This is a genomic window from Corallococcus praedator (genome assembly GCF_003612125.1).
Lineage (GTDB): Bacteria > Myxococcota > Myxococcia > Myxococcales > Myxococcaceae > Corallococcus > Corallococcus praedator.
On sequence record NZ_RAWI01000012.1, the window covers coordinates 1 to 25,656 of the forward strand.

Annotated in this window: 23 protein-coding genes and 1 pseudogene; 10 read left to right on the forward strand and 14 right to left on the reverse strand. The window is 71.0% G+C overall.

Features of this window, described 5'->3' with window-relative positions:
• The first annotated feature begins 43 nt into the window (after positions 1-43).
• Positions 44-1,066, forward strand: coding sequence for an isopenicillin N synthase family dioxygenase (locus D7Y13_RS02865; protein ID WP_120531403.1), 1,023 nt, complete (start codon positions 44-46; stop codon positions 1,064-1,066).
• Positions 1,067-1,083: 17 nt separating this feature from the next.
• On the opposite strand, the gene D7Y13_RS02870 is transcribed toward D7Y13_RS02865, so the two are convergent.
• The 6 genes from D7Y13_RS02870 to D7Y13_RS02895 form a co-directional block, all read right to left on the reverse strand.
• The gene (locus tag D7Y13_RS02870; RefSeq protein ID WP_120583032.1) at positions 1,084-2,316 is read right to left on the reverse strand and encodes a methyltransferase domain-containing protein; all 1,233 of its coding nucleotides are present in this window, start codon (positions 2,314-2,316) and stop codon (positions 1,084-1,086) included.
• 270 nt (positions 2,317-2,586) lie between these two features.
• Entirely contained in the window at positions 2,587-3,840 is a 1,254-nt protein-coding gene (locus tag D7Y13_RS02875; RefSeq protein ID WP_120583033.1) for a hydroxymethylglutaryl-CoA synthase family protein, read from the reverse strand.
• A 40-nt stretch (positions 3,841-3,880) separates the two neighbouring features.
• The gene (locus D7Y13_RS02880) at positions 3,881-4,918 is read right to left on the reverse strand and encodes a zinc-binding dehydrogenase (RefSeq protein ID WP_120583034.1); all 1,038 of its coding nucleotides are present in this window, start codon (positions 4,916-4,918) and stop codon (positions 3,881-3,883) included.
• 42 nt (positions 4,919-4,960) lie between these two features.
• A complete protein-coding gene (locus tag D7Y13_RS02885; RefSeq protein WP_120531406.1) occupies positions 4,961-5,707 on the reverse strand; it encodes a CoA-transferase subunit beta in 747 nt (248 codons plus the stop codon).
• Entirely contained in the window at positions 5,704-6,504 is an 801-nt protein-coding gene (locus D7Y13_RS02890; RefSeq protein WP_120531407.1) for a CoA transferase subunit A, read from the reverse strand. Before D7Y13_RS02890 ends, D7Y13_RS02885 begins: the two co-directional genes overlap by 4 nt.
• Positions 6,501-7,178, reverse strand: a complete 678-nt coding sequence (locus D7Y13_RS02895) for a TetR/AcrR family transcriptional regulator (protein WP_120531408.1) — start codon at positions 7,176-7,178, stop codon at positions 6,501-6,503. The genes D7Y13_RS02890 and D7Y13_RS02895 overlap by 4 nt, the downstream gene beginning before the upstream one ends.
• 200 nt (positions 7,179-7,378) lie before the next feature.
• On the opposite strand from D7Y13_RS02895, the gene D7Y13_RS02900 reads away from it, so the two are divergent.
• Genes D7Y13_RS02900 through D7Y13_RS46835 form a run of 3 tightly spaced genes read left to right on the forward strand, consistent with a single transcriptional unit; the run spans position 7,379 to position 11,439 of the window.
• Positions 7,379-9,511 (forward strand): two-component system sensor histidine kinase NtrB, encoded by a 2,133-nt coding sequence (locus tag D7Y13_RS02900; RefSeq protein ID WP_120531409.1) that lies wholly within the window; start codon positions 7,379-7,381, stop codon positions 9,509-9,511.
• The gene (locus D7Y13_RS02905; RefSeq protein WP_120583035.1) at positions 9,489-10,874 is read left to right on the forward strand and encodes a sigma-54-dependent transcriptional regulator; all 1,386 of its coding nucleotides are present in this window, start codon (positions 9,489-9,491) and stop codon (positions 10,872-10,874) included. The genes D7Y13_RS02900 and D7Y13_RS02905 overlap by 23 nt, the downstream gene beginning before the upstream one ends.
• A 19-nt stretch (positions 10,875-10,893) precedes the next feature.
• Positions 10,894-11,439 (forward strand): hypothetical protein, encoded by a 546-nt coding sequence (locus D7Y13_RS46835; protein WP_167508722.1) that lies wholly within the window; start codon positions 10,894-10,896, stop codon positions 11,437-11,439.
• On the opposite strand, the gene D7Y13_RS49470 is transcribed toward D7Y13_RS46835, so the two are convergent.
• Positions 11,371-11,691 (reverse strand): transposase, encoded by a 321-nt coding sequence (locus D7Y13_RS49470; RefSeq protein WP_120583036.1) that lies wholly within the window; start codon positions 11,689-11,691, stop codon positions 11,371-11,373. The genes D7Y13_RS46835 and D7Y13_RS49470 overlap by 69 nt on opposite strands.
• On the opposite strand from D7Y13_RS49470, the gene D7Y13_RS02915 reads away from it, so the two are divergent.
• Entirely contained in the window at positions 11,644-11,997 is a 354-nt protein-coding gene (locus D7Y13_RS02915) for a DUF3293 domain-containing protein (protein WP_233595414.1), read from the forward strand. The two genes, D7Y13_RS49470 and D7Y13_RS02915, sit on opposite strands and share 48 nt — an antisense overlap.
• A gap of 130 nt (positions 11,998-12,127) precedes the next feature.
• The gene (locus D7Y13_RS02920; RefSeq protein WP_120531412.1) at positions 12,128-14,032 is read left to right on the forward strand and encodes a bifunctional metallophosphatase/5'-nucleotidase; all 1,905 of its coding nucleotides are present in this window, start codon (positions 12,128-12,130) and stop codon (positions 14,030-14,032) included.
• Between the two features lie 18 nt (positions 14,033-14,050).
• Here the strand turns inward: D7Y13_RS02920 and D7Y13_RS02925 are convergent.
• Positions 14,051-14,461, reverse strand: a pseudogene (locus tag D7Y13_RS02925) (transposase); the annotation flags it as partial.
• Here D7Y13_RS02925 and D7Y13_RS02930 point away from each other — a divergent pair.
• Positions 14,451-14,978 carry a HEAT repeat domain-containing protein gene (locus D7Y13_RS02930; RefSeq protein WP_233595459.1) on the forward strand — a complete coding sequence of 176 codons (528 nt, stop codon included), beginning with the start codon at positions 14,451-14,453 and terminating at the stop codon, positions 14,976-14,978. The pseudogene D7Y13_RS02925 and the gene D7Y13_RS02930 overlap by 11 nt on opposite strands.
• A 39-nt stretch (positions 14,979-15,017) precedes the next feature.
• On the opposite strand, the gene D7Y13_RS02935 is transcribed toward D7Y13_RS02930, so the two are convergent.
• Positions 15,018-16,817, reverse strand: a complete 1,800-nt coding sequence (locus tag D7Y13_RS02935) for an SLC13 family permease (RefSeq protein ID WP_120531414.1) — start codon at positions 16,815-16,817, stop codon at positions 15,018-15,020.
• A gap of 19 nt (positions 16,818-16,836) precedes the next feature.
• On the reverse strand, positions 16,837-17,790 hold the full coding sequence (locus D7Y13_RS02940; protein ID WP_158620339.1) for a M48 family metallopeptidase: 954 nt from the start codon (positions 17,788-17,790) through the stop codon (positions 16,837-16,839).
• Between the two features lie 188 nt (positions 17,791-17,978).
• Between D7Y13_RS02940 and D7Y13_RS02945 the strand changes: the two genes are divergently transcribed.
• From D7Y13_RS02945 to D7Y13_RS02955, 3 genes are all read left to right on the forward strand, one after another.
• Positions 17,979-19,370: a sensor histidine kinase gene (locus tag D7Y13_RS02945; RefSeq protein WP_120583196.1), complete on the forward strand. Its 1,392-nt coding sequence runs from the start codon at positions 17,979-17,981 to the stop codon at positions 19,368-19,370.
• A gap of 142 nt (positions 19,371-19,512) precedes the next feature.
• Positions 19,513-19,878: a DNA-binding response regulator gene (locus D7Y13_RS02950; protein ID WP_120531417.1), complete on the forward strand. Its 366-nt coding sequence runs from the start codon at positions 19,513-19,515 to the stop codon at positions 19,876-19,878.
• Complete coding sequence (locus D7Y13_RS02955; protein WP_147444268.1) at positions 19,871-20,386, forward strand: DUF6232 family protein; 516 nt, start codon at positions 19,871-19,873, stop codon at positions 20,384-20,386. Before D7Y13_RS02950 ends, D7Y13_RS02955 begins: the two co-directional genes overlap by 8 nt.
• Here D7Y13_RS02955 and D7Y13_RS02960 read toward each other — a convergent pair.
• From D7Y13_RS02960 to D7Y13_RS02975, 4 genes are all read right to left on the reverse strand, one after another.
• Entirely contained in the window at positions 20,337-21,371 is a 1,035-nt protein-coding gene (locus D7Y13_RS02960; RefSeq protein ID WP_120531419.1) for an LLM class flavin-dependent oxidoreductase, read from the reverse strand. The two genes, D7Y13_RS02955 and D7Y13_RS02960, sit on opposite strands and share 50 nt — an antisense overlap.
• Positions 21,372-21,486: 115 nt before the next feature.
• On the reverse strand, positions 21,487-22,107 hold the full coding sequence (locus D7Y13_RS02965) for a hypothetical protein (protein WP_120583198.1): 621 nt from the start codon (positions 22,105-22,107) through the stop codon (positions 21,487-21,489).
• 164 nt (positions 22,108-22,271) lie between these two features.
• Positions 22,272-24,068: a GGDEF domain-containing response regulator gene (locus D7Y13_RS02970; RefSeq protein ID WP_120583199.1), complete on the reverse strand. Its 1,797-nt coding sequence runs from the start codon at positions 24,066-24,068 to the stop codon at positions 22,272-22,274.
• A 132-nt stretch (positions 24,069-24,200) separates the two neighbouring features.
• Positions 24,201-25,655: a CHASE2 domain-containing protein gene (locus D7Y13_RS02975; protein ID WP_120583200.1), complete on the reverse strand. Its 1,455-nt coding sequence runs from the start codon at positions 25,653-25,655 to the stop codon at positions 24,201-24,203.
• Position 25,656: the final 1 nt, after the last annotated feature.

A 25,656-nucleotide genomic window follows, 5' to 3' on the forward strand; every position in this document is an offset into this window, starting at 1 on the left:
AGAGTCGGCGGCGTCGTCCGCCCCCCGGAGGAGCAAGCCCCCCATGGACACCGTGCCCGTCATCGACGTCCGAGCCCTCGTCGACGCCACGTCGAGCCTCGCGGCCCGCCGCGAAGTCGCCGCGAGGATGGGCGTCGCGTGTCGGCACAACGGGTTCTTCTACGTCACCGGGCACGGCGTGGACGTGGGGCTCCAGGCGCGGCTGGAGTCCCTGGCGCGGGAGTTCTTCGCGCGGTCGGAGGCGGAGAAACAGTCCGTGCGCATGGCCTTGGGAGGCCGGGCGTGGCGGGGCTTCTTCCCGGTGGGCGGCGAGCTCACGTCGGGCCGTCCCGACCGCAAGGAGGGCTTGTACTTCGGCACGGAGCTGTCGCCGGAGGATCCGCGAGTCCTCGCCGGCACGCCGCTGCACGGCCCGAACCTGTTCCCCCGGGAGCCGGCGGGCCTGGGCGGCGCGGTGCTTGAGTACATGGAGGCGCTGACGTCGCTGGGGCACGCGCTGATGTCTGGCATCGCGCTCAGCCTGGAGCTGGAGGAGGACTTCTTCGCCGCGCGTTACATGAAGGACCCCACGGTGCTGTTCCGCATCTTCAACTACCCGCCGGGCCCGGAGGTGGACGGGGAGGGGCTGCCGGTGTGGGGCGTGGGCGAACACACCGATTACGGCGTGCTCACCATCCTGAAGCAGGACGACGCGGGCGGGCTCCAGGTGAAGTCGCGCAAGGACGGGCAGGTGCGGTGGATGGACGCGCCGCCGGTGGAGGGCACGTTCGTTTGCAACATCGGGGACATGCTCGACCGGATGACCCGGGGCGTGTATCGCTCCACGCCGCACCGGGTGCTCAACCGCGCGGGCCGCGACCGTCTGTCATTGCCATTCTTCTTCGACCCCGGCTGGACGGCGGAGATCCACGCCATCGACTCACCGGTGCTGCGCGACGGCGGCGCGGATGACCACGCGGAGCGGTGGGACCGCCAGAGTGTGCATGCGTTCCGGGGCACGTATGGGGACTACCTGCTCGGAAAGGTGGGCAAGGTGTTCCCGGACCTGCGCGCGGAGGTGTTGTAGTCCCGTGCCTTCCCGGCTCACTCGCGTCGCCGCGCCCGGATGACCAGTGACGGGCTGTCCAGCGAGAAGGGGTGGCCCTCCAGGTCTCCCCAGAGGCCGTCCTCCCGCAGGCCCGCCTGTTCGAGCAGGCCGAGCAGCTCATGCGCGGAGAACAGGCGGTAGTGGATGCGCTGCTCGTAGGCCTTGCCCGTCCGTGGGTCCCGTCCCTTGTAGTGGCGGTGGTTGCGGCTGGTGCGCGGCTCGAAGCGGTTCTCCTCCCACCAGAGCAGGGTTTCGGACTCTCCCCACTGGCGCGGAGGCTGGCGGAGGGCGTGGTCGCGGTTGTCGACCTCGATGAGGAGCTGGCCGCCGGGGACCAGCGTCTCCCGGATGGAGCGCAGCGCCTCCAACTGGGCCGCGTCGTTCTCCAGGAAGCTGAAGGACGTGTAGAGCAGGATGGCGGCGTCCTGGCCCCGGCTGGGGATGGTCCGCATGTCCGCCTGCACCCAGGTGATGTCCACGCCGGCCCGCTGGGCGCGCTCGCGGGCCATGCCCAGACGTTCGGAGGACAGGTCCAGGCCGGTGACGCTCAGGCCACGCCGGGCCAGCTCAATCGCATGGCGTCCGTGTCCACAGCACACGTCGAGGATGTTCGCGCCGGGCTTCAACTCCAGCAGGCGCAAGGCCTGCTCCACCTCCGTGGCCGCGGTGGCGTCGAGCGGCAGATACCAGACGTCATCGGTGATGGAGAAGGCGTCGTGGTACCAGGGTGGAGCGTCGGGACGCGGCTGGAGTTGCTGCCGGATGTGGGGCAGCAGTGCCGGGCCCAATGCGTCGCGCTGGCCCGCGGTGAGGTAGCGGGCGCCGCGCACCCATCCGACGCAGGTGGCCGCGCCGCATCCGCAGGGGAAGGGTGCCGCCAGGTTCCACTCGGAGGTCAGGTAGTTGAAGGTGACTTCCTGCCCGGCCGCCAACGCCGTGCGCGCCGTGAACCGGGGCGACTCCGTGTCCGAGCCGGGGTGGAACAGGGCCGTCGGTTCGCACGCGTGGTTGATGAAGCGCCAGGGGGCATCCGGCGTCGCCAGGTGCTGGTCCACGCCCACCTGGAGCGTGTCCCGGCCGGGAGCGCGGACCCGGCTGCCTTCGATGACGAGCAGCACCTCGCCCGCCGCCACCGCCCGCGTCGTCACCATGCAGGTGCCGAAGGGGCCGGACGAACGGGCGAGCAGCGCAGGCGTGGGGGAGTTCGAGGAGGCAGGGGGCGTGGACATGGATGGACGTACCTGGCGGCTTCTTCCCACTATTCCAGGATGGATTCTCCATGCAAAATGAAGGTTGCCCGCACCTGGAAACTCAGGCCCGGAGTTCCTGTTCGAGTGTAGCGAGCAGGGCCCGGGCGGAGGATGCCGTCGGGCTCTGGGATGGACTGAACGGGAGGTGAGCACCGTCTTCGTCCGGGTTCAAGCCGCGGGGAATGCAAGATGGGCGATGCACGCTCTCCGCGCGCATCGCCCGTCAAAGACAATCCAATCTGTCGCGAACTACGCGCCCGCGTACTTGCGGCGGTGCTCGACAATCTCCGCCAGCCGGAACGTGCCCGGCTCCGGCGCGATGGCTTCCGGCGCGTCGTACGGCAGGTTCATCAGCCGCTCGTACTCCTCCACCGACACGCGCTCACGCTTGGCCAGCACCGTGTCCAGGTCCGCGCGCGCCATCCGCTCCGCCGCCTTCTCACCCACCACGCCGGAGTAGAACTCCGCGCAGCAGCCGCTGCCGTAGGAGAGCAGGCCCACGCGCTGGTTCGCCAGCGCCGCGCCCTCCGCGTGCAACTGGCCCGCGAGCGCCAGGTACAGCGACGCCGTGTAGACGTTGCCCACGCGCGCGTTCAGGCCCAGCGACTTCGCCACCTGCGCGTCGTAGCTCGCCTGCGACTTCGCGGACTCATCGCGCGCCTCGGGCGTGGCCGGGCCGGGGCCCACCGCGTCCTCCAGGTCGCACAGCCGCACCTGCGCGTGCGCCTTGCGCGCCATCTTGCAGAAGGGCACGTGGTACAGGATGCGCGCCAGCTGCTCACTGGGCAGCTTGGAATCCCAGCGCACCAATCCCTGCTCCATCGCGCGCTGGCGCCAGCCCCGGTAGGCACCCGCCATCGCGTCCAGGTAGCAGGTGATGGAGTAGTGCCCGTCCACCAGCGCCTCCCGGCGACCCACCGGGCGCCAGAAGTCATACACGTCCGACGTGCACACGCCGTTGAGCCCCACGTCCAGCGCCAGCAGGTCCGGCGTCTCCGACACCAGCAGCGCCACCGCGCCGCCACCCTGGGTGGGCTCGCCCGCCGTCTTCAGGCCGTAGCGCGCGATGTCCGTGCACACCACCAGCGCCGTGCGTCCCGCGCCCGCGCCGGAGGCGATCCACTCCACCGCCGCCATCAGGCCCGCCGTGCCGCCGTAGCAGGCGTGCTGCGAGTCGAACGTGCGCATGGAGCGCGGCAGCTTGAGCAGGCCGTGCACGTGCGACGCGATGGGCTTCGAGTGGTCCACGCCCGTCTCGGTGCCCACCACCAGCATGCCGATCTTCGACGTGTCCACCGACTGCTGCTGGATGAGCCGAGCGGCCGCCGTGGCCGCCAGCGACACCGAGTCCTCACCCGGGTCGTTGATCGCCATCTCCTTCGCGCCCAGGCCGGCGGTGAACTTCGCGGGGTCCACGCCGCGCGCGCGCGCCAGGTCCTCGATGTCCACGTACCGCCGGGGCACCGCCACGGCCAGCGCTTCGATTCCAACCCGCTTCATCATGGGGAACTCCTCAAGTCCAGTTGCTGCGAATCCGAATGACTCACGCCTCGGGCGGCACCAGCACCAGCCGGCCCGCCACCTCGCGGTTCTCCAACCGGAAGTGCGCGCGTCCCGCATCCGCCAGCGCCACCTCCTCCGACACGAAGGGACGCACCTGCCCGGCCGCCGTCAGCCGCAGCGATTCGTCCAGCTCCTCGCGCGTCGTCGCGTATGCACCAAGAATCTCCAGCTCCTTCACGATGACCAGGCCCGGGTTCAGGTTCACCACCCCCGACTCCAGGTTGCCCACCACCACCACGCGGCCACCCGGCGCCATCGACTTGAGCGTCTGGTCGAAGGTCGCGCTGCCCACGATCTCCACCGCCACGTCCACGCCGTTGCCGAACGTGCGCTTGCGCGCCTCCGAACCGAAGTCCAGCCCGCGCGAGACGATCACCTCGTCCGCGCCGGCCTCCTTCAGCGCCGCCACCTTCGCCTCGCCGGAGGTGATGGCGATGACGCGCGCCCCGTCCACCTTCGCCAGCTGCACGGCCGCGAGTCCCACGCCGCCGCTCGCGCCTGTAATCAAGACCGTCTCACCGGCCCGCACCTTGGCCCGCGTGCGCAGGGTGTGCACCGCCGTCCCCAGCGTGCAGCACACCGTCGCGGCCACCGCCCAGGGCAGGCTTGCCGGCACGCGGCCCAGGCCTCGCACGGGCGCGACCATGAACTGCGCGTAGCCGCCCTGGAGTTCCTCACCGAAGAAGCGGTTGTCCGTCTTGCACAGGCTGTTGCGGCCCGCGAGGCACAGGGCGCACTCGCCGCAGGACATGCGCTGGAGGGTGGCCGCGCGGTCGCCGACCTTCCATCCCGGCGTGTCCGGACCCACCTCCACCACCTCGCCCGCGGCCTCGTGGCCCAGGATGGCGGGGACGTGCGTGCGGGGCAGGTTGCCGCGGCGGTTGATGACGTCGTGGTAGCAGACGCCGCACGCGTGCACGCGCAGCAACACCTCGCCCTTGCCCGGCCGGGGCACCGGCACGGTCTCCAGACGCAGGTTCTCGGCATTCCCGAACTGGCGAAGAACGACAGCCTCCATGCGGTGCCTCTTTCCGTGTTGCGACAAAGGGTGTGAAGGACTTCAGCTCCCGACGAGTGCGTCGCGGAGGTTGCGGGGATCCAACGCGCGGATGGCGCTCACCGTGCGCGCGTCGGGAAGGGAGGTGACAGGCAGGGCATCCGGCACCGCGAACTCGAAGCCGGTGCGCTCGGTGATGCCGTCCACCGACGCCCAGGGGTGACGCGACAGCAGGCGGGCGCCACGCGGACCGCCCAGCTCGAACGTCCCCAGGTCGGAGATGAGGCGCACCGGACGGCTGGGGTCTCGCGTCGTGGCCACCTGGACCTGTGGCACCAGGTTGCGGCGCGACTGACGCGGCACCAGCAGCACCGGGTTCTTCACCCACTGGCGCAGCGTGGCCGCGCCCGCGACCCCGGGGAACTTGGCGCGGGGCTTCTCCAGGCTGCCCGACGCCGTCATGTTGGTGCGGCCCGCCGGGTCCACCTCCGCCGCGCCGAAGAACACCGTGTCCACCCGGCCGCGCCGCGCGTGGTCGAACAGGTCCGCGATGCTGACCTCCGCCGACCGACCCTCCAGGTAGCGCAAATCCTCCGACGACGGGTACAGCTCCGGCAGGTCCGGATCCAACGAGCCCACGCACGCCAGATACGTCAGCCCCGGCGCATGCGTGGCCCGGGCTACCGCGATCGCCAGGATGACCAGCGGGGACGCCACGCCGGTGGCCACCACCGCGCCGTCTTCAATCTCCCGCGCGAGCAGGGACACCACCGTCTCCGCGGGCGTCGCGTCCATCGTCGTCGCCGTCATGCCGCGCTCCGCGTCGCGCGCAGCGACATGAGGAAGTCCCGCGCTTGCCCTGCCTCGGCCGCGGCCAGGTAGGCGGCCAGCATCGCGTCGTCGTGCGGGTACTTGCCCAGGCAGCCCGTGGGCAGCGCGCCGCCAGGGGCGAGCACCACGCGCTCCACCTGGAAGCCGGGGATGGTGACCCGCGACAGCTTCGGCACGCGCTCCTCCACCGTGGCCACCACGCGCTTCGCCGCGTTCGCGACGAGCAGGTCCGTGGTGGGGTCCTCGATGTAGAGGTTGCCCTTGTCGTCCGCCGCCTGAGCATGGATGACCGCCACGTCCGGGTAGAACGCGGGCTCCACCGGCACGCGGCGGCCGGTGAAGGGATCCTCCACCGTGCGGGGGGCGTCCACCTCCGCCAGCTCCGACACGTCCGCGTCCGGAGCGGGGATGAACGGCAGCCCCATGCCGGCCGCGCGCAGCCGCTGCACCACGCGATAGCCGTCGTGCTCACGCCAGGCGATGTCGCCCGCCTCGATGGCCCGCTTCAGGCAGGGCAGGGGACGCACCCGGTTCTCCAGCACCAGCGCGCCAAAGGGGAACTCCACCCGCTTGAGGCAGCCCCCCGCCACCAGGAACTCCGCCGGCAGCGGGTTGGGCAGCGAGATGAGCTGCAGGTCCCGCTTCTCCTGCGCGACCAGCTCCAGCACCAGCGCCATGGGCGCCCGGCCCAGCATGAACCCTCCGGCCGCGACCCACGCGCCATTGGGAATGGAGGCCACGGCCTCCGTCAGGGAACACCAACGGGCGCGGTTCACTGGGGCTCCTCCCCGGAAGCGGCGCGCGGCACCATGCGCAGCGGCGCCGAAGCATTCGCATCCGTCGTGGACGCGGCGGGCGTGGAGAGGCCGGGGAGGATCATCGCCACCATGCCGTCGGCGATCTGTTCCTCCGTCAGGCGGCCGTCCGGCTTGAACCACTTGTAGACCCAGAGGACCATGCCCAGGAACGAGAAGGCCGCGACCGTGGGGTCCACGCCGGGCAGCAGGCCCTGGCGGCTCGCATCCGCGAACGCGTCCTCCAGGAAGCGCACGTAGCGCTTCTTGCGCCGGTCGATGAACTCTCGTGGCTCACCGGTGAGCGTGGCGTGCTCGTGGAGGATGATGATGACCTCCTTGCTGCGGCCGCTCGTCACCAGGTGGATGTTGTGGCGCATGCACTGGCGCAGGCGCTCGACGGGGTCCACCACGTCCTGCACGGGCGCGAGGACCTGCTCCTCGAACACGTCCATGCCGTAGTTCATGATGGCGAAGAGCAGCTGCTCCTTGTTCTGGATGTGGTGGTAGAGCCCCGCCTTCGTCATGCGGCACGCGGCGGCGATCTCCTGCATCGACGTACCCTCGTAACCCCGCTCGCAGATGAGCCGGGCCGCCGTCTCCAGGATGGTCCGGTACCGCTCGCCCTCGTCCGGTTTGCGCCCCGTGGGTGTCACGCGTGCTCTCCTTGCCGGCATCCAACGCCTTCGCCGGGCTCGACGACCTACCGACCGGTAGGTCACCACTGCCTACCGACCGGTAGGTAGCACTGGCCGACGCGCGTCGTCAACGGGCAAGTACTGGAGGGCAGGTGGGATAAAAGGCCCTGTAAACAAGGACTTGGGACGACTTGTCAGGTTAGGTTGCGGGGCGTTCCATGCGCTCCACGCTCCTGCCCATCCTGCTGTTGTGCGCCGCGCTGGCCAGCGTGGGGGTGGGGGTCTGGACGCTGGTGAAGCGCAGCCGGACCACCCTGGTGGAGCAGTTCGCGGGGGACCGGCAGAAGCAATTGGACGAGGCCGTGGGGGGCGTCACCGACTCGCTGGAGGAGGTGGGCAAGAACCTGCGGTTCGCCGGGGAGCTGATGTCCCAGCCGGGGAGCCTCGCGGAGCACCGGCGGGAGCTGCGCGCGCTGCTGGAGGCGGTGGGCCAGTACAAGGCCATCGCGGCCTATGACGGCGACGGGGTGGAGCGGCTGCTGCTGTTGGACCGGCGCACGGACTCGAAGGTGCCGCGCGAGGGGCTGGTGCCGGAGATGGGAGAGACGGCGCGCCGCGCGCTGCTCAGGCCTCCCGGGGACCTCACCACGTCGCCCATCCTGGACGCGGCCAACGGCGGCTGGTTGCGCATCCTCGCCACGGCGCTGCCCGCGACGGACGGCAAGCCCGAGGGCGCGGTGGCGGTGCTGGTGGACACCGAGTCCTTCTTCGCGCCGCTGCGCATCGTCACGTCGGACCTGGAGGCGCGGCTGCTGCTCGTGGGCACGCATGGGCAGCCCACGCCCGCGAGCGACGCGGGGCTCGCGGAGTGGTTCGGCCGCGCGGCGCAGAAGGACGCGGGCGTGCCCGGGTTCGCGTTCCTCGTCTCGCGCTTGAAGGCCGGGGCCCGCGGCATGCTGCCCTTGTCCGAACAGGAGGCGGAGCGGCTGGGGCTGGGGCGCGCGGAGGTGGTGGCCGTCTACACGCCCATCCGCATGCGCGGTGGCAGCCATTGGGCGGTGGCGACGCTGGTGTCCACCGCGGCGCTGCGCTCGCATGAGCAGTCGCTGGTGGTGCGGCTGCTGGGCGCGGGCGGGCTGGTGGCGTTCTTCCTGGTGGCCTTCGCGGTGTACGTGGTGCTGGCGCGGCGGCGCGCGGTGGCGCTGCGGGAGAGCCGGCGGCACGCGGCCCAGCTCGCCGCGCTGCATGATCAGACGCGGAAGATCCTGGATCACATCCCCACGGGAGTCCTGGCGCTGACGGCGGATGGGCGGATCCGCGCCGTCAACCAGGCGCTGCGCTCGCGCGTGCCCGGCAACGTCACCGGGTCGCCGCTGGCGTCCGCGTTCCCCGGGGCTCCGGAGCCGGTGCTGGAGCGGCTCTCCGCGCTGGTGGCCTCCGCGCTCAAGGAGGACCGGCCGCTGAGCCTGCTGGGCGAACCGCTGGCGCTCTTCGGGGAGGAGGGCACGTACAACCTGCACGCGGTGCCCCTGTCGGCGGGGGATCCGGAGGAAGAGGTCCGGGCGCTGCTGGTGGTGGAGGACCTGAGCGACGTGCGCGCGCTGGAGACGAAGCTGCTGCGCGCGGAGAAGCTGGCCACGGTGGGCGTGCTCGCCGCAGGCATCGCGCATGAGATTGGCACGCCGCTGGGCGTGGTGCGTGGCCGGGCGGAGTACGTGCAGGGGAAGCTGGGCCCGTCGCATCCGCAGGGGCCGGGCGTGGGCGTCATCATCGAGCAGATTGATCGCGTGAGCCGCACGCTGCGCCAGCTGCTGGACTTCTCGCGCCTCCAGCCCGCGATGGTGCGGCCGGTGGCGCTGGAGCCGCTCGCGCGCAGCGTGCATGAGTTGCTGCGCGTGGAGGCGGAGCGGCGGCAGGTGTCGCTGACGCTGGATGTGCCGGAGTCGGTGCCGGCGCTCGCGGCGGACGCGGATCAGCTCCAGCAGGTGCTGCTCAACCTCACCCTCAACGCGTGCGATGCGTGCAGCGAGGGCGGCAAGGTGGAGGTGTCCGCCTCCGCGCTGGTGGGCCCGGAGGAGGGCGCCTGGGGGCTGGTGGCGCTCACCGTGCGCGATGATGGGTGCGGGATTCCGAAGGAGCGCCTGAACCAGGTGTTCGATCCGTTCTTCACGACGAAGAAGCGCGGCCAGGGCACGGGGTTGGGGTTGACGATGGTGGCCCACGTGGTGCGCAACCACGGCGGCCGGGTGGAGCTGGAGAGCACGCCGGGGCAGGGGACGCGCGTCACCGTGCTGTGGCCGGTGGCCCGTGCCGTGCCCGAGGAGCGACATGTCGAACGACAAGCCGGCTGACGCACGCATCCTGGTCGTCGACGACCATGTGGAGATGGGGCGCATGCTCCAGGAGCCGCTGGCCGACGCGGGCTGGACGGTGGACCTGGCCACGGGCGGCCAGGAGGCGCTGACGCTCATCCGCTCGCGCGTGTACGACGCGGTGCTGACCGATTTGCGCATGGAGAAGGTGGACGGCCTGGACGTGCTGGCCGCCGCGCGCGCGGTGGACCCGGAGCTGCCGGTGTTGCTGATGACGGCCTTCGGCGGGGTGGAGAGCGCGGTGGAGGCGATGCGCAGGGGCGCGTACCACTACTTCACCAAGCCCTTCCGCCTGGATGAGGTGCGCCTCTACCTGGGCCGCGCGCTGGAGGACCGCCGGCTGCGCGCGGAGCACCGGGCGCTGAAGCAGGCGTCGCAGGAGCGTTCCGGGCTGGGCGCGATGGTAGGGCGGAGCGCTCCCATGCGCGGGATGTATGAACTCATCGACCGGGTGGCGCACGCGGCGGCCCCGGTGCTGCTGCGCGGTGAGAGTGGCAGCGGCAAGGAGCTGGTGGCCCGCGCGCTGCACTTCGAGGGGCCTCGTGCGCCCGGTCCCTTTGTGGCCGTCAACTGCACCGCGCTGCCGGGGCCGCTCCTGGAGAGCGAGCTGTTCGGCCACGTGAAGGGCGCCTTCACCGGGGCCACGTCGGTGCGGCGCGGCCTGTTCGTGGAGGCGCACGGGGGCACGCTGTTCCTGGATGAGATTGGCGACATGCCCACGGAGCTCCAGGCGCGGCTGCTGCGGGTGCTGGAGGACGGCGAGGTGCGCGCGGTGGGCTCGGACGCGCACCGCACCGTGGACGTGCGCGTGGTGGCGGCGACGCATCAGGACCTGGAGGCTCGGGTGCGGGAAGGGCGCTTCCGCGCGGACCTGTTCTACCGGCTCAACGTCGTCACGCTGCAGGTGCCTTCGCTGAAGGAGCGGCGAGAGGACATCCCGCAGTTGGTGGAGCACTTCACCGCGCGCTCCCGGGCTCGCAATCCGCGCTCGCGCGTGACGGCGCTGTCACCGGAGGTGGTGGCCGCGTTGGGTGCCATGCCCTGGCCGGGCAACGTGCGCGAGCTGGAGAACCTGGTGGAGCGGCTGGTGGTGCTGGTGCCCCGGGAGACGGTGGAGCTGGACGACCTGCGTCCCCATGCGCCCATTCCGGAGCCGGAAGCCAACCCGCTCGCGCTGGCGCAGGAGGGCGTGTGGACCCTGCGCCGGTTGGAGGGCGAATACATCCACTGGATGGTGCAGCACTGCGGCGGCAACAAGACCCGCGCCGCGGAGCTGCTGGGCATCGACGTGTCCACCATCCACCGCCGCGAGCGGGAGAAATTGTCAGGCCTTGTTTTGTGAGGCTGAAGAGCGTGAGAAGGTGCTGCCACCACCGCTTCAGAAGACATCGCCCAAGACTTGGTCAAGGCATGGATGGCAAGATTTGCGCTGGGGTATGGGGCCAGGGGATGTCGCTGATGCTCTAGAGGGACGATATTCATCTTCATATGTCATGCCCCCATTGGGGAATCGCAAAGACCCGAGCCATCATGTTGTTCTTGCTGAAACAATATTTGGATTTCAGGTGAGGGCTGGTTTTTACTTTGACGGTGGTCGGCTTGATCAGCTCTCGCTTGGTCAGATTGTTGAAGGAAAAGATCCGTCAGGACTCGAAGGTGTCCTTTGGTTTGGGTCGCTCAAGCCTGCACTAGAGGCGAAGTATGGGAAGCCCTCTTGCTTGCCGACGACTGATGAGAACCCCCAGTGTGACTGGGATAGGAAAGATGGGCGGATCAGTCTCAGTGTGCGAAGTGGAAAGGGCTGGGTAACCTATTTTGCGCCGATATCTGCTGAGAAGTTAAAGCAGATGGAAATGGAACGGCAGCAGAAGAAGAGAGAGTATGTGCGTGAGATGAACAAGCTTTGAGGGGAAAGTGCGATGTGAAGTGCTGGTGGTTTCTGTGTGGCGTTGTGGATTCTGTTGTGCGCGGCCCGCGCGCGACTGCGGACGTGAGCGAAGGCGCTGCTGGAGCCGCTCATCGTCACCCATCGTGACGCTGCGCCCCTTGCCGGATGCGGCCTGGGTACAACTGGGGCGCAGCTTGCACGGCCCGCAGGCTTCCGGGTCGAAGTGCACGACGGCGCCGGGCTCGAAGGGCTCCACCTCGCCCGCGGACATCGCGAGTGGGCCTTCCTGACCGCGTGGAACCCGGGCTCACGGCCTCGCGGCAAGGAAGAGAATCAGCGGGAGCAGGAGCGGCTGACGTCCCAGCTCGTCGCGGGCGGCTGGGTGGTGGCGCCCGCCATTGGCGAGGCCGAGGACTGCAGTTGGTCCGAGCAGAGCCTCTTCATCCCGGGACTGCCCCGCGCGGAGGCGGAGCGCTTCGGTCGCGCGCACGGTCAGGTGGCCGTCCTGGTGGGTCGCACCGGAGGTCCCGCGGAGTTGCTGCTGTGTGGCAACGAAGCGCCGCCATCCGCACCATGAATACGGGCGACAGCCGCAGACCCGTGTCGAGACGAAGTCGGGGCGCGAGCTTCACCGTGCCGCCATGAAGTCGCGCCATCGTCCACGAACCAGAGTAGGTTCCCCCTCCCTGTTCGTTGGAGTTCCGTCGATGCCACAAGCCACACCGCGCTCGTCACTTCCGGGAGCGCGTCCCAGCGTCTTCCTGCTCGCCGGAGCGTTCGTCACCGGCATGTTCCTCTTCGCCCATGGCGGCTGCGGAGGTGACGAGTGCCAGGACGCCGCCGACTGCCGTGAAGACAAGGGACTGCCGGCTTCGAACACGGAGTGGGTCTGCGAGGACAAGCGCTGTGAGCAGCATTCCGTCCAGGTGCCGCCCCCGGATTCCGGCACGGACGCGGGGACGCCCGACGCGGGGACGCCCGACTCGGGGACTCCCGACTCGGGTCCCACCACGGTGAGCGTGCAGGTGCTCGCGTTCAATGACTTCCACGGGCAGCTCGAGGAGCCCGCGGGCCAGATTCTGACGGGCGTGGCCCCCGACGGTGGACCGGTGCGGGTGAACGCGGGCGGCGTGACGTACTTCGCCCGGCACATCGCGGCCCTGCGGGCCACCAATCCGAACACGGTGGTGGTAGCGGCGGGAGACCTCATCGGCGCCTCCCCGCTGCTGTCGGGGCTCTTCCACGACGAGCCCACCGTCGAGGCGATGAACCTGATTGGCCTGGACCTGGTCGCGGTGGGCAACCACGAGTTCGACGAGGGCAGCACGGAGCTGTTGCGCATGCAGTCGGGCGGCTGCCACCCGGTGGATGGCTGCCTGGACGGGGATGGCTTCCCGGGCGCGAAGTTCAAGTTCCTGGCGGCCAACGTGGCCACGGGCGTGGACCGCACGCTGTTCCCCCGCTACGACGTGCGCGAGTTCGAGGGCGTGAAGGTGGCCTTCATCGGCATGACGTTGGAGAACACGCCGGAAAGCGTCATACCCACGGGCGTGGCGGGGCTCACCTTCAAGGACGAAGTGCAGACGGTGAACGCGCTGGTGCCGGAGCTGCGGCGGCAGGGCGTCGAAGCCATCATCGTGGTGGTGCACCAGGGCGGAATTCCGACCTCGGGCTCGCTGGTGAACGAATGCAAGGGCGCGGGTGCGGACGGCCTCATCTCAGGTGCCATCGTGGGCATGGCCAAGGGCCTCAACGACGCGGTGGATGTCATCGTCAGCGGCCACACGCATCAGGCCTACAACTGCGTCATCGATGGCAAGGTCGTCACGAGCGCCTCGTCGATGGGGCAGCTCGTCACGGACATCGACCTGACGTTGAGCAAGGCGACGGGCGACGTCGTGGAGGCGCGAGCGAACAACGTCATCGTCACTCGCGACGTGCAGGAGGTCGGCGCGGTGAAGGAGCTGGTGACGAAGTACCAGGAGCTCGTCACGCCGAGGGCCAACCGGGTCATCGGATGGGTGTCGCAGACGCTCAGGACACAGACGGACTCCGCGGGCCAGTCCACCCTGGGCTTCGTCATCGCGGACTCGCATCTGGAGGCGACGAAGCCCGCGAACCTGGGTGGGGCGCAGGTGGCCTTCATGAACCCGGGCGGCATGCGCGCGGGCATCGCCCAGGGCGAGGTCACCTACGGCGAGGCCTTCACCACGCAGCCGTTCGGCAACAGCCTGGTCACCCTGACGCTGACGGGCGCGCAAATCGAGCAACTGCTGGAGCGGCAGTGGCGGCCGTCGGGAGCCACCCTCATGCTGCTTCCGTCGGCGGGCTTCACCTATGCGTTCAGCGCGTCGGCGCCCATCGGAAGCCGCGTCGACCCGGCGTCCATCCGGATCAACGGCGAGCCAGTGAGCCTGACGGCGGAGTACCGCGTCACCGCGAACAACTACCTCGCGAGTGGGAGTGATGGCTTCCCGGTGTTCGCCGAGGGGACGAACCGGCTGGGTGGCGCCGTGGACAGCGACGCGCTGGAGGCATACCTGAAGGCGCACAGCAGCATGGCGAGCCCCTTGCCCGCCCCCGCGCTCAATCGCATCACCATGCTGCCCTAGAGCGCCGAACAGGTCAGGTCACGACGCGCGAAGGTAACGCGCGGCGACTTCGAGGTTTTGGACGACCGCGAGTCGCCTGATGTCAAAGAGGTTGCGGCGCGTGCCTCGGTAACGGGCCTTCGGGCCCTGGCGGTTGGCGAGATGTGCAAGGCGATGTTCGACGCCGACACGCTCGCGGAGTTGTGCGCGGCCCGCGCGCGACTGCAGACGTGAGCGAAGGCGCTTCTGGAGCCGCTCATCGTCACCCATCGTGACGCTGCGCCCCTTGCCAGACGCGGCCTGGGTACAACTTGAGCGCAGCTTGCACGGCCCGCAGGCTTCCGGGTCGAATTGCACGACGGCGCCGGGCTCGAAGGGCCCCACCTCGCCAGCAGGGCACGTGAGGGTGCCGTCGCGGATGTTCACTTTGAAGTCGCGCTTGCCGAACAGTCTCGTTGGTGCAGATCCCGACGTCATCATTCAGGCGGCCAAGGCCCTCTCCTCCGACCGCTCGACCACGGCGACGCTGTTAGGACTGCTCCAGTCGGAGCGCCGTGTGGAGACGCGGCAGGGCCTGCTCTACGCGCTCTGCTGGCATGGCGATCTCGGGACGTGGGACGTCATGGTCCACATCCTCGCGGACCCGCGAGAGGCTCCCCAGGTGCGGGGGCAAGCCGCAGAGGGACTGTCCTACCTGTTCATGTCGGTGAGGACGGATTCGCCGGAGTTCGACGGGGCGGTCCATGCGCTGCGCGAGGCCCTGAACGATCCCTCGCCCGAGGTCCGCTACTGCGCCGTCAACGCCCTGGGCTCGACAGGGCATCCGCCGCTCATCCCGGTGCTCCAGGAGATGCGCGGGGACCGGACCCCGATTCCTGGCTGGGTGGGGACCGTGAGCGAGGAAGCCTCCAGGGCCATCGAGGCGCTCGAAGGGCTGCACCGGATGCGCCTCAAGAACGGACGTTGAGGTCCCCGGGACGCACGGCCCTCCGTCGTCGCCGGCGCTTCAACCGCGCGTGAACGGCCACACGAGCGGCACCGCGAACGTGAGCAACACGAGCATCAACACCGTGAGGGGCGTTCCCACCCGGAGGAAGTCGACGAAGCGGTAGCGCCCGGGGCCGTACACGAGCGCGGCGGAGGGCTCCAGGGGCGTGAGGAACGAGCACGACGCCGCCAGACACGTCCCCAGCGCGAACGCCCGTGGGTCGAGCCCCATGTCCATCGCGGAATGGATGGCCACGGGCAGCATGACCAGCGCCGCGGCCTGATTGCTCATCGGGATGGAGAGCAGGACGGTGGCGCTCATGATCACGCAGAGCACCCCGCGCGGTCCCACGACACCCGCCAGGGGCAGCACCGCGCGCGCCATGAACTCGCCCGCGCCGCTCTTCTCCACCGCCAGCCCCAGGGCCAGCAGCGCGCCAATCATGATGATGACCCGCCAGTCCACGCGGAAGACCGTGCGTGTGTCGACGCAGCCTGTCGCCACCATGAGCAACAGCCCGGCCAGTCCCGCGATGGCGGGGGAGGTGACGCGCAGCCCCGCGACCGCGACCGTGGTCGCGAAGATGAGCACGGCGAGCAGGGCGCGCCGGTAGCGCGGTCGCTGGTAGTCCACGCCGCCGAGCACGGTCAGCTCCTCTTCCCGCGCGAGCTCTCGGACCCGCTGCTCCGGTCCGCCGACCAGCAGCAGGTCACCCACCGACAACGGGATGTTCTTCAAGGCGTCCCCACCGGCCAGGCTCCCCATCAGGTTCAGGTGCTGGTGGGAGCCCTGCAACGTGGGGTGGCGGTGGATGGCCAGCGCCACGAGCCCGTAGCGCTGCGCGAAGCGGATGTCCCCCAGGGACCTGCCCGCCAGCGCCGACGTGGGCGGCACCGACACCTCCGTGAGGGCATGCGCTTGACGGGAGTCCTCGGGAATCCGCAGGTCGGCGCTGAGCCCGATGCTGCGCAGGTCCTTCACCCGCAGGATGTCGTCCAGGCTGCCGGCGATGATGAGGTGCTCCTGGGGCTCCATCAGCTCCTGGGGGGCGGGAGGGCGCATGATCCCCTCGCGCACGACGCCCCGCACCGGGACCCCCAGCCCCTCCGTGAGCTGGCGCAGCGGCTTGCCCACGAGCCGGGAGCCGGGCGTGAGCACCGCCTCCGTCACGTATTCCCGCAGGGGCGGCGCTCCCGCGACCGGGTCGCCTTCGCGCGGGGGCAAGAGCCACCGCATGAGCAGCAGCGTCACGCTGATCCCGATGATGGCGAGCGGAAGCCCCACCGGCGTGAGCTCGGTGAAGCCAATGCGTCCCAACCCCCGCTGCTCCAGCGCCGAGCTGACGACGAGGTTGGTGGACGTGCCGAACAGGAAGATGGTTCCCCCCAACATGGAGGTGAACGCCAGGGGCATCAGCAACCTGCGCGAGGCCACCTTCGCCTGCGCGGAGGAAGCCGTCGCGACGGGGAGGAACGCCGCCGTCACCGCCGTGTTCGAGGCGACGGAGGAGAAGGCGCAGACGGCCGCCAGCAGCATGACGATGAAGGCCCGCGTGCTGAACCGCGCGAAGAAGAGCAGCCGCCGGCCCACGAGCTGCATCACCCCCGTCGCGCTGAGCCCCTGGGTCAGCGCCAGGAGCGCGAAGATGAAGACGACGGTCTCGTTCGAGAACCCGGAGAGGGCCTCGCGAGGCGTCAGCAGCCCGCTCAGCACCAGCAGCACGACGATGGCGAGCGAGCTCACCTCCGTGGGAATGCGGTCGATGGAGAGCAGGACGATGGCGATCACCACCACGACCAGCGCGATTGTCACCGTCATGACTGGAACGTGGGGGGAGTCAGGCCCGGCCGGGAGTGGCCGGAGGGCCGCCGGGCCGGGCAGGAGGGCGAGTGCCTCCGGGACTGCTCGGAGGCAGCCGGGTCCCCGAGCGCGAGCCGCCATCCAGGCGGGTGAGCCGCTTGCCTCTCAACGGATGGACCCGCGTCCTCCTGCCGGGGGCCTCCACGCGAGGGTGGAAGCGGGAGCCGCGGCGGAGGAAGCGACGGAGGATGGGCTTCGCGCGCCGCGCGTGCTGAGCGGCCGCCACCCGCTGGAGCCGATGGATGCGCTCGTCGAGGACCCTTCCGGCGTCCTCTTCTCCGGCGGGCGCCGTGAAGGGGAGGCCCGCGTCGGTCAGCACGTCGGGCCCGCTCCATGAGGCATGGGCCTTCAGCCGGCGCAGCAGGGCCGCGAGGTCCTGGGCTTCCGGCAGGAGCCCGGCGGCGACCCGGTCCGCGACGAAGTCCCGCGCGGGCGGCATCCCGAGCCGCCTCAGCCTCCGGGTAAGCCGGGTGAGAAGGCCCGGCGTGCCCCCACGCCACCCGGCGCGCGTCGCGCAGCGCACCGTCATCGCGACCAGCGCGGCGACGAGCGTGGCCCGGCGCGTGTGGCCCTGGGCGATGTGCGCGAGCTCGTGCGCGACCAGGGCGCACAGCTCCGCCTCATCGAGTTCGTCGAGCGCGGCGCTCGTCAGGACGAGGTGGGCGGCCCGGGGGCCCGCGCCGAGGGAGAAGGCGTTGGGCTGCTCGCGCCGCACCACGTAGAGGCGGGGAGCAGGAAGCCGCGCGGCGATGCTGAGGTGGGCCAGCAACGTGTACAGCCGGGGTGCCTCCTCGAAGTGGAGCCGGCGCGCGCCATGGCAGCGAAGCACGAAGGGGCCCATGCGCGTGGAGAGCCAGCGGCCGAACCCGGCCAGGAGCATCCCGCACAGCAACCAGGCCGTGAATGAAGCGATGGCTGAGGAAATCCACATGGGCATGCTCCTTCCTGGCGGTGGGGACCGATGGCGACATTCCAGGGACAACACCCGTCGCGCCGCGCCTCATCCCAGCCAGGCGGGCGCAGGGCTGCTTCGGGAAGCGGAAGGCCGGATGGCTTGACGTGCGCGCCGGGCGGTCCCATCGGATGAAGATGCCCTCTTCTCAGCCACGCAGGACCGACGTGTCCTGGAAGATGCTCCTCCTCGCCTTCACCGCCGTCGTGGGGAGCTTCTTCGCGACGAGCCTCGTCGTGCAGCGCTCCTCCTCCGCGGTGGGCAGGCTGTCCGAGGACATCATCTACAACTCGGCGCCGAGCATCGAACACCTGGCGCTCGTTCGCAGGTCGGTCCTGGAGGTGGAGCTGCTGCTCGCGCGGTTCATCAATGAGCCCCAGCGTCGGACCGACTTGGGACGGGACCTGGACGAGGCCCTGTCACATGCCCGGCGGGGCCTCAGCGGGTACATGGCGCTGACGGCCTTCCCTGGGGAAAACGCGGTGCGGATGGACATCCAGGAGTCCTGGATGCGCTTCGACAACGCCGTCACTCGCGCTCGCGCCGTCGCGGAGTCGAACCCGGACGCCGGAAGGGGACCGCTGTTCGACCAGCAGGTGGACCCACCGGGTCAGCGCCTCCTGGAGGATGTCACCCGCGCCATCGAATACAACGCGGTCCGCGGCCGGGAGCTGGCGGAGCGCATCCGGGAGACCCGACGGCAGACCCTGGTCCTCGCGACGGGCCTCAACGCGGTCTGCGGCCTCCTGGCCGGGGTCGTGGCGTGGCTGCTCCATCGTGAGCTCCAGGCCCGGCGCGCGCTCGCGGACGCGCACACGAGGTTCCTCGAAACGCGCGCCGAGGAGCTGGAGCAGTTCGCGGGCCGCGTCGCGCACGACATCCGCAATCCGCTGTCCTCGGCCCGGCTGTCCGCCGAGCTCGCGGTGCGCAAGAGCCCGGATGAAGCGTCCCGCGCGCCCCTCCAGCGCATCATCCGGAGCCTGTCCCGCGCGGACGCCATCACGGGTGCGCTCCTCGACTTCGCGCGCTCCGGCGCGAGGCCGGACCCGGGGGCGCGGACCGAACCCAGGGCTGTCATCTCGGATCTGCTGGTCGGCTTCGAGGCGGAGGCGGAGCAGGCCGGCATCGAGCTTCATTGCGAGCCGGTTCCCCCGATCCTGGTCGCGTGCAGCACCGGCGTCTACCTGAGCCTGCTCGGCAACCTGGTCCGCAACGCCATCAAGTACATGGGCGATTCGTCCACCCGCCGCATCACCCTCCGGGTGGTGGAGGAGGGCGCCATGATTCGCACGGACATCCACGACACGGGCCCGGGGATCGCCCCGGAGAACCTGCCCTCGCTGTTCGAACCGTACTTCCGCGCGCAAGGAGGCGTCGCCGAGGGGCTCGGGTTGGGGCTCGCGACCGTCAAGAAGCTCGCGGAAGGGCACGGGGGCCACGTCGGCGTCATGTCCGAGCGGGGGACAGGGAGCACGTTCTGGTTCGAGCTTCCGCGCGCGGGTTCGTCCTGGGACACGGCCCTGACACACCCCGCCCCAGCGTCCATTCATCGACACTAGGGCGCACCCACCCACGGGGCGGTGGCAGGCCGGTCTGGCAATCCGCCACGCCCTGCTGGCGGATTGCCACGGTCGGGAGGTGATCACTCGTTGGCCCCCGGGGACGGTGGTCCCGGCACGGACGTTGCTGTGGTCTGGGGTCGTGGCGTCCCTGCGCACAACCCGGGCCTTGCTGCTCGGTGCGGATGAGTCCCTGGCATCGTTGCTGGCGGACGTGCTGGGCGACCTGGGCATCGCCCTGTTCCTCGACGCGGCGGACGCGGCGCGGCCGGACCTGGTGCTGGCGCACGTGGAGCGCGGCGAGGCCATCCTCCCGGTGCTGATGCGCGCCCGGGCCTGCGCCGCCGCCGTGCCCATCCTCGTCCTGCTGCCCTTCGCGGATGAGCGCCTGGTGTCCCGCGCCCTGTGTCAGGGGGCCCGGGCATGTTTCGCGCTGGGCCGCCCGCTCGATGAGCTGCGCGCCCTCCTGCGCACACAATTTCCCTCGTTGGAGACCACCCATGGGTGAACCAATGGCCGTCGTCACCGTGCTGCACCCCGTCGTCCCCGTCCGTGAACGTGAAGTCGAGCAGCGCCGGCCGGTGGCTCCTCCGGAAGCGGTGGACGCAGGAGAGCCGTCGCTCTTCCAGGCGGGGCAGGTCCGCGTCACCCGCGAGCGGCTGGTCGTGGGCGGCAGGGCCTGGGCGCTGCGCGACGTGCGGCAGGTGGACACGGTGCGACGCACGCCGAAGCTGTGGCCGTACCTGCTCGCGGTGGGACTGGGCGGGGCGGTGGGGCTGCCCCTGTTGTCCTGGCTGTCCGTCACCGTCGCGGCGATGCGGGGTGCCTACGAGGTGGGGCTCGTCCTCACCGCGGTGGGCCTCTTCTCCTCCATCGCCGCGCTGCTGCTGGTGGAGGAGACGCACTACCTGGTGCTGGGCCTGCCGGGCGGGGCGCGGCGCGTGTTCGGCAGCCGCGACGCGCAGCTCATCGCGCGGCTTGCGGGGACGGTCCGGCAGGCGCGTTCGCACGCGTGAGGCTGTCGCGCACCTGCGAGACAATCTCGAAGGAGCGCAGCCGCGCGGCGTGGTCGTGGATCTGCGCGGTCACCATCAGCTCGTCCGCGCCCGTCTGCGCGATGAGGTCCTGGAGGCCCTCGCGCACGCTGGCGGGGGAGCCCACCACGGTGCACGCCAGCATGTGTTCGATCTCCGCGAGCTCCATCTCGTTGAGCTGACCGTCCATGCTGTCCACCGGCGGCAGCAGCGGGCCCGGGCGGCCCCGGCGCAGGTTGATGAACGCCTGGAGCAGCGACGTGAAGAGGCGCTGGCCCTCCGCGTCCGTGTCCGCCGCGAAGACGTTGACGCCAATCATCGCGTACGGCTTCTTCAGCACGTCCGACGGGCGGAACTGGGTGCGGTACAGGTGCAGCGCGCTCATCATCTGCGCGGGCGCGAAGTGCGACGCGAACGCGAAGGGCAGGCCCATGGCGGCGGCCAGCTGCGCGCTGAAGGTGCTGGAGCCCAACAGCCACAGGGGCACATGCAGGCCCGCGCCCGGCACCGCGCGCACGGCCTGGCCCGGCGTGGGGTCCTTGAAGTAGCCCTGCAGCTCCACCACGTCCTGCGGGAAGGTGTCCGCGGAGCCCATCAGGCTGCGGCGCAGCGCGTGCGACGTGCGTTGATCCGTGCCGGGCGCGCGGCCCAGCCCCAGGTCGATGCGGCCGGGATAGAGCGTCTCCAGGGTGCCGAACTGCTCGGCGATGACGAGCGGCGCGTGGTTGGGCAGCATGATGCCGCCCGCGCCCACACGAATCTTGGAAGTGCCTCCCGCGACGTGGCCGATGACCACCGACGTGGCCGCGCTCGCGATGCCCGTCATGTTGTGGTGCTCCGCCAGCCAGAAGCGCTGGTAGCCCCAGTCTTCCGCGTGGCGGGCCAGGTCCAGGGTGCAGCGGAGGGCGAGTCCGGCGTCGCCCCCCGAGATGACGGGCGACAGGTCGAGTACGGAGAAGGGAATCATCGTCGGGGTCCCGGTGGCGGAATAGAAGACCTTCGATAGCCGGGGCCTTCGTGACTTTCACGCCATTGACGCATCCGACGCCCCCCAGGCGTGCTGGCGGGGGCTGCCCCTCCGATTAGAAGAGCTTGACGAAGATCAGCGTGGCAGAGCCCTGGGCGCTCATCAGGCCCGAGGGTGAGGCACAGCCCGCGGCCAGGTCGGCGGTGACATACGTCACCGTCCGGACCACATTCGCGCCGGAGAACTTCCCCGAGGAGACGAAGCCGCTGAAGGTCTGCACGGTGCGCGGCCCCTGGGCTTCGACCTTCGGCGCGCTCAGGGTCAGGGTGGAGGTCTCGTTCGGCCCCCACGTCAGCGTCGTCTGGGGAGGGGCCGGGTCCAGGGCTTGGGGACAGGCGCCACCGGAAAGGGTCGCCGTCGCGGTCAGCGTCGGGGTGCCGACCGGCCCTCCCAGCAGCAGGGTGCAGTCGAAGGTTCCGGTCGTGGAGACGGTGACGGGCCGGGGCGTGCGGGTGAGCCCCGGCGTGTACGTCGTCTGGGTGTTGCCCCCGGTGGGAGTGCCTTCAAGGCAGACCACCACCGTGGGGCCCGGGGGCCTGGCCGCCGGCGGAGGCGCCCCGGTGCGTTCCGGGGGCTCCGCGCCCGCTTCGAGCGCGACTCCCACGACGAAGCCCGCGACCGCGCTCACCAGCAACCTCGACAGGAACGACGGACGGCGCTTCAGGCGCTTCTTCATGGGCTCCCCGCTGTCGGGCTTCGTCGGAATCCTCTCCGAGGAAGCAGGGAGTGCAGGTTCGTCAGCGCGGCCCCACGGGACAAGCCGTGACGGGGGGACGACGCACTGGCGCGCGGGGAACAGACCTTCAACCGCGCACATGCGCCGCGCGGGCGCGTGAGACCTCAGTCGCGGCCGGGGTCCTGGGTCCGGTCCGGCTTCGCGCGGGCGAGCGCGGCGTGGGCGCGGGACAGCGTGCCGTGCGGATCCTCCTCGCCCTGCACCGTCACGGCGACGGACACGCGTCCGGGCACGCCGGGCACGTCGTGGAACAGCTGGCGCACCGCCTCCGCGCCCACCGCGTCCGCTCCGGGCAGCGCGAGCAGGAAGGTGTCGCCGGTCCATCTCACCGCGAACCCCGGCGGAGGACACAGACCGTCCGCGCGCCGGGCCAGCTCCCTCAACGCGACATCGCCAGCGTCGAAGCCGCGCGTGCGGTTCAGCACGCCCAGCTCCACCAGGTCCACCAGCACCAGGCTGAAGGGCAGCCCTTCACGGCGGCAGCGGCCAATCTCCTTGGACAGCCGCTCCTCGCCCACGCGCCGGGTGTCCAGGCCCGTGAGCGCGTCCTGGCGCAGGAGTCCCTCGCGCTCCCCCTTCACGTCGGAGCCGACGCGCAGGTCCATCAGCGACAGCAGCTGCGCGACGCCACCGGGCACCACGAAGGGCCGGGCCACCCACCGCACCACGCGCGGCCGGGGCCGCTCCAGCGTGAGCGTCAGGTGCAGTCCCCGCGAGGCCTCCGCCGCGAGGTCCAGTTGCCGCAGCGTGCCGCCCGGATCCGCGCTCAGGTTCGCGACGTGCTGGCACAGTGAATCGAAGGACATGCCCGACAGCCGCTCCTCGGGCAGCCCCATCAGCTCCGCCAGCGCCGCGTTGGCGGCGTAGGGCTTGCGGCCCGGCGCCACCACCAGCACCGGCACGTCCAGGGCGCGCACGGCTTCGCGCACGAGGGCCAGGGCGCTCGCCTCCGTGAGCACCGGCTCCGACTGGCCCCCCGCGCGCGGCGGCGAGCGGATCCGGCTGCTGGCCTGCGTGTGCTCCAGGCTCTGCGCCACGCGGCCCGCCAGCTCGCGCAGGGCCGCGAGGTCCTCCGGGCCCAGCATCAACGGCCGCGTGTCGATGACGCACAGCGAGCCCAGCACGTCGCCGCTGGCGGTGATGAGCGGTGCGCCGGCGTAGCTGCCGACGATGCCGTCGCGCACCAGGGGGTTGTCGCGGAACACCGGGTGGCGCGTTGCGTCCGGCACCACCATGGCCTCGCGCCCCTGCACCACGTGGTGGCAGAAGGCCCAGTCGCGCGGCGTGCCCCGGTCCCGGGCCAGCGAGCCCGTGAGGCCCACGTGGGCCTTGAACCACTGGCGGTCGCCCAGCACCAGCGTGAGGAGCGCGACGGGCACGCCGAACGCCTGGGCCACCTCGGAGACCAGCTCCTGCAACTGCGCGTCGGGAGGGCCGGGATCCACCAGCTTCAGCTCGTCGATGCGCGCCAGGCGCTGCTTCTCCTCCTCGGCGGTGGACTCCAGCAGGCCGCCCCCCGCGAGCTGCCCGGCGAGCGCGCGTCGCACGCCATCGCGCATCGCCTCCGGGCCCGCGCGCCGGCTCAGGAGCGCGTGGATGCCCAGCGCGTCCTTGAGCTGCCACGCGCGCACGCGCAGTTCGTCGAAGGCCGTCACCACCACCACCGCCATGCCGCCCGCGTCCGAGCGTCCCCGCAGCCACGCCAGCAGCGCGAACCCGTCCACCCTGGGCAGCGCCAGATCCGTCACCAGCAGCGTCGGGGCCCCGCGCTGGCGCACCCACTCCTGGGCCTCCGCGCCGTCGCGCGCGACCACGCCCTCCAGCCCTTCCTGGGTCGCGAGCGCGAGCAGCGCCGTGGCGCGGTGGGAGTCGGGTTCAGCGATGAGTGCGTAGCGCGGCATGGTTCACGGCAATGGTGCCATGCCTGCCCCCCGCGCGTATCAGGGCACCTCCGCCCGGGCAGGCCGGGCCGGGCAGCCGACAGGTGGGACGGGCACCGGGCGACGACCTGGCGGCGTCGCGGCCAGGACGCACTACCTCTGCGAATCCCCCGGCGCGGAGCGCGAGGACTCGTCGCCCTCGGCGGTCTTCTGTCCACCCGGAGGCGGTACGGCGGCCTCGCTCGGGAAGCGTCCGAAGAGGCGCTTGAGCGCGCCGCGCTGCCGTTGCAGGTCCTCGGTGCGCGCCACCGCCTCCGCGAGCGTCACCAGCGCGAGCCCGACGACCCCAGGCAGCAGGGGCACCACCCAGCCGATGTCCGCCAGCAGCCAGCCCACGAAGACCGTGTGCGCGACGAGGAGCAGCGCCGCCTGCCCCACCACCGCGCCCATGGTGCGCGCGCGTCCCCGGCGCCAGAGCAGCAGCGCCAGCACCACCGCCGTCTCCACCACCCCCGTGAGCGCCGCCCGTCCCGTGGAGCGCAGCACCCGGCCGGAGCGCAGGTTGTCCATCGCGAACGCGTGGATCTCCACGCCCGGCACGGCGAGCTGGCCGGGCAGGGTGCTCTGGCCATGCAGCCCGGTGGCGGTGACGCCCACGAAGACGGCCTTGTCCCGAAGCGCCAGGTCCAACCCCACCGACGACGGCCCCGCGAGCAGCACGTCCGCAAGGCTCACGCGCGGCAACCAGTCCGGAGAGGGCAGTCGCATCAGGGGGGCCCCGTCGTCGGTGGCCGCCACGCGCAGCAGCGCTTCGGACCGCTCCGGCCACAGGCGCAGCGCGGTCGCCAGCGCGAGCGAGGGCCACGCGCGCCCGCCCACCTCCACCGCGTAGGGATAGCGCCGGATGACGCCGTCCGCGTCCACCAGCACGTTCAGCGTCCCACTGCTCCAGGCCGTCATCCTCAGCGGGGCCAGGTTCGTGGTCAGCCCCTTCGCCTTCAGTCGCAGGCCTTCGGCGGGCAGGGCCACCGGGGCCAGGGTGTCCCCCTCGCCGGGAACCGCACCGCCCTCGTCCGTCAGCGCCATGCTGCCCAGGACGACCTTGCCCAGCCCGGAGAAGGTCTCCGCGAGCCGCGCATCCCCGTCCTGCGCATGCAGCCGCGCCTCCAACTCGGAGACCAGCTTCGAGCCCTCGGGCAGCTGCGCCAGCCCCGACGCGTGCAGGCCCTCCAGCACGTCCTCGCCCAGGTCCAGCGCGTCGCGCGACTCGGGCTGGTCGAAGAGGATGTCCACCACCACGGCGGACGGACGCTGCGCCGCCAGCGCCTGGAAGGCCCGGGCCCAGGTGGCGCGCGACAGCGGCCAGCGCTCCCCCAGCGCCGCGATCGCGCGGTCGTCCACCTCCACCAGCACCAGGTCCGCGGTGGTGGGCAGCGGGGGCAACAGGCGGCTCACCGCGAAGTCATACAGGGTGCGCTCGCCCAGGCCCGGCGCGCCGCCCATCACCGCGGAGCCCACCGCGAGCAGCAGGCCCACGCCAGCGCCCAGCCCCCGCAGCACCGCGGGCGAGGACAGCAGGGGCAGGGGAGCGCGGTCGGGTGGGCTCATC

What these genes read in the sequence shown, in the direction of transcription:
- D7Y13_RS02865 (WP_120531403.1), top strand. Translation starts at nt 44, where the DNA reads ATGGACACCGTGCCCGTCATCGACGTCCGAGCCCTCGTCGACGCCACG.
- D7Y13_RS02870 (WP_120583032.1), bottom strand. Translation starts at nt 2,316, where the DNA reads ATGTCCACGCCCCCTGCCTCCTCGAACTCCCCCACGCCTGCGCTGCTC.
- D7Y13_RS02875 (WP_120583033.1), bottom strand. Translation starts at nt 3,840, where the DNA reads ATGATGAAGCGGGTTGGAATCGAAGCGCTGGCCGTGGCGGTGCCCCGG.
- D7Y13_RS02880 (WP_120583034.1), bottom strand. Translation starts at nt 4,918, where the DNA reads ATGGAGGCTGTCGTTCTTCGCCAGTTCGGGAATGCCGAGAACCTGCGT.
- D7Y13_RS02885 (WP_120531406.1), bottom strand. Translation starts at nt 5,707, where the DNA reads ATGACGGCGACGACGATGGACGCGACGCCCGCGGAGACGGTGGTGTCC.
- D7Y13_RS02900 (WP_120531409.1), top strand. Translation starts at nt 7,379, where the DNA reads ATGCGCTCCACGCTCCTGCCCATCCTGCTGTTGTGCGCCGCGCTGGCC.
- D7Y13_RS02905 (WP_120583035.1), top strand. Translation starts at nt 9,489, where the DNA reads ATGTCGAACGACAAGCCGGCTGACGCACGCATCCTGGTCGTCGACGAC.
- D7Y13_RS49470 (WP_120583036.1), bottom strand. Translation starts at nt 11,691, where the DNA reads ATGTCCGCGGGCGAGGTGGAGCCCTTCGAGCCCGGCGCCGTCGTGCAC.
- D7Y13_RS02920 (WP_120531412.1), top strand. Translation starts at nt 12,128, where the DNA reads ATGCCACAAGCCACACCGCGCTCGTCACTTCCGGGAGCGCGTCCCAGC.
- D7Y13_RS02935 (WP_120531414.1), bottom strand. Translation starts at nt 16,817, where the DNA reads ATGACGGTGACAATCGCGCTGGTCGTGGTGGTGATCGCCATCGTCCTG.
- D7Y13_RS02940 (WP_158620339.1), bottom strand. Translation starts at nt 17,790, where the DNA reads ATGTGGATTTCCTCAGCCATCGCTTCATTCACGGCCTGGTTGCTGTGC.
- D7Y13_RS02955 (WP_147444268.1), top strand. Translation starts at nt 19,871, where the DNA reads ATGGGTGAACCAATGGCCGTCGTCACCGTGCTGCACCCCGTCGTCCCC.
- D7Y13_RS02960 (WP_120531419.1), bottom strand. Translation starts at nt 21,371, where the DNA reads ATGATTCCCTTCTCCGTACTCGACCTGTCGCCCGTCATCTCGGGGGGC.
- D7Y13_RS02965 (WP_120583198.1), bottom strand. Translation starts at nt 22,107, where the DNA reads ATGAAGAAGCGCCTGAAGCGCCGTCCGTCGTTCCTGTCGAGGTTGCTG.
- D7Y13_RS02970 (WP_120583199.1), bottom strand. Translation starts at nt 24,068, where the DNA reads ATGCCGCGCTACGCACTCATCGCTGAACCCGACTCCCACCGCGCCACG.
- D7Y13_RS02975 (WP_120583200.1), bottom strand. Translation starts at nt 25,655, where the DNA reads ATGAGCCCACCCGACCGCGCTCCCCTGCCCCTGCTGTCCTCGCCCGCG.